General features: G+C 76.2%; 3 protein-coding genes. 2 read left to right on the top strand and 1 reads right to left on the bottom strand.

Annotated features, from left to right (window positions below; all coding sequences use genetic code 11):
- Positions 1-91: 91 nt before the first annotated feature.
- Positions 92-256 (top strand): hypothetical protein, encoded by a 165-nt coding sequence (locus tag ACFV4G_RS43460; protein WP_380449195.1) that lies wholly within the window; start codon positions 92-94, stop codon positions 254-256.
- Here the strand turns inward: ACFV4G_RS43460 and ACFV4G_RS43455 are convergent.
- Complete coding sequence (locus ACFV4G_RS43455; RefSeq protein ID WP_380449194.1) at positions 243-1,076, bottom strand: patatin-like phospholipase family protein; 834 nt, start codon at positions 1,074-1,076, stop codon at positions 243-245. The two genes, ACFV4G_RS43460 and ACFV4G_RS43455, sit on opposite strands and share 14 nt — an antisense overlap.
- Positions 1,077-1,170: 94 nt before the next feature.
- On the opposite strand from ACFV4G_RS43455, the gene ACFV4G_RS43450 reads away from it, so the two are divergent.
- Positions 1,171-1,752, top strand: a complete 582-nt coding sequence (locus ACFV4G_RS43450) for a TetR family transcriptional regulator (protein ID WP_380449192.1) — start codon at positions 1,171-1,173, stop codon at positions 1,750-1,752.
- The last annotated feature ends 34 nt before the right edge of the window (positions 1,753-1,786 follow it).

Raw genomic sequence — 1,786 nt, 5'->3', positions numbered from 1 at the left:
GACAACGCAGCGTTCTCCGCCGCTTCGCGGCTCCGGGCCAAGGATGCATTCCCTCCCCGGCTGAAGCCGGGGATACCCTGCAAGATCAGGGATGGACAACAGCAGCCGCCCGGGCGGGATCCCGCTGTTCCTGCTGTGGCTGCTGGGCGTGCTCGGCATGCCGATGGTGATGCTGGTGGTCTTCGTCCTGCTGCTGCACCTCTACCGGGCCAGGCTGGCCCCGGTGTACGCGGTGGAGTGGGTCAGCGTGCCGTGACGGGGCGCCAGGTGTCGTGCAGGAGGGCGGCGGCGGGGGCGGCCTGGGTGTGGCCGGCGCGGTAGGCGGCCTGCCAGGTCGCGAGGTCGGCGGGGCCGGTGGTGTCCAGGAGGCGGGCGGCGTCCGGGTCGGGGACGAGGGTGAGGGCGCCGGGCGTCGCGCCGGCGCCGGGGTGGCGGTGGGCGAGCGGGTCGACGACGACCAGGGTGCGGGCGCCGGCGGCGAGGTCGGCGTTGGTGCCGGCGCGCAGCGCGCCGTCGATGTGGTGGCGGCCGTCGACGGTGACGGGCACCTCGATGCCGGGGAAGGCGCTGGAGGCGGCGACGGCGCGGGCCAGGGGCACGCCGCAGGCGGCGTCCCAGACGGCGGGTTCGCCGGTCTCCGCGCACACGGCGGTGACGAGCAGGCGCTGTTCGGGCCAGGTGTCGGTGGCGATCAGTGCGGCGCGGCGGCGCACGAGGTCGGCTTCGGCCTCGGGGTCGGCGGTGTCCAGGGCGAGGCGGCCCACGCGGCGGCGGGCCTCGGCGGGGTCCAGTCCCTGGCCGAGGAGGGCGAAGACGGCGCCGGTGAGGGCGGGGTCGGGGCGCCGGGCGGGGGCGGCGCCGGTGGGGGTGGCGAGGCGGGCGGGGTCCTGTCCGGCCGTCAGGACGGCGGCGATCATGGCGCCGGCGGAGGTGCCCACGGTCAGGTCGGCCTCGGCGAGGTCGATGCCGGCTTCGCGCAGGCCGGCGGCCAGGCCGGCCGTCCAGGCGGTGCCCAGGTAGCCGCCGGGGCCCAGCACCAGGGCGCGGTCGGCGGCAAGGTCGTCATCGGTCCGCATGGCGGTTCCCCCCGTTGTCGAAGACGCCGTTGTTGAAACGTCTGTTTCATATACTGGCACACTCGGAAGACCTGAACGAGGGAGGGCGGCGGCGATGGGACGACCGGCCGATCCGCACCGGCGCGAGCGCACCGTGGCGCTGGCCGCCGACTACGTGCTGGCCCACGGGCTGGCCGGGCTGAGCCTGCGTCCGCTGGCCGAGGCGCTCGCGACCAGTCCGCGGATGCTGCTCTACGACTTCGGCAGCAAGCAGGAGCTGGTGGCGGCGGTGCTCGCCGAGGCGCGCCGGCGCGGGGCCGCGCGGCTGGCCGAGGGGCTGCCGGCGGCGCACGGGGCGAGTGCGGCACAGCGGCTGCGCGGGATCTGGCGGTGGCTGAGCGCGCCGGAGCGGGCGCCGTTCGTGCGGCTGGCCTTCGAGGTGCACGCCGACCACCTGGCCCATCCGGAGCGCCACCCGGAGGGGCGGCGGGCGGTCACCGACTGGCTGGTGGTGCTGCGCGAGCACCTGGCGCAGGTGTGCGCGGGGCCGCAGGACGTCGTCACGCCGACGCTGGTGATGGCCGTGCTGCGGGGTCTGCTGTTCGACCTGACGCTGACGGGTGACCGCGAGCGCACCGCGCTGGCGGTGGAGCGCCTGGCCGCGCTCCTGGAAACGCAAGAGGCCCAAGGGGCATAGGAAACGCGCCCGGGCCCGTGCCATCCCCTCGGAT

This window comes from Kitasatospora sp. NPDC059747, from assembly GCF_042732955.1.
Lineage (GTDB): Bacteria > Actinomycetota > Actinomycetes > Streptomycetales > Streptomycetaceae > Kitasatospora.
The sequence above is the reverse complement of the archived record's forward strand: the minus strand, read 5'-3'. Positions and strand labels throughout refer to the sequence as shown.

Coding starts and splice junctions, on each gene's coding strand:
- ACFV4G_RS43460 (WP_380449195.1), top strand. CDS start 92: ATGGACAACAGCAGCCGCCCGGGCGGGATCCCGCTGTTCCTGCTGTGG.
- ACFV4G_RS43455 (WP_380449194.1), bottom strand. CDS start 1,076: ATGCGGACCGATGACGACCTTGCCGCCGACCGCGCCCTGGTGCTGGGC.
- ACFV4G_RS43450 (WP_380449192.1), top strand. CDS start 1,171: ATGGGACGACCGGCCGATCCGCACCGGCGCGAGCGCACCGTGGCGCTG.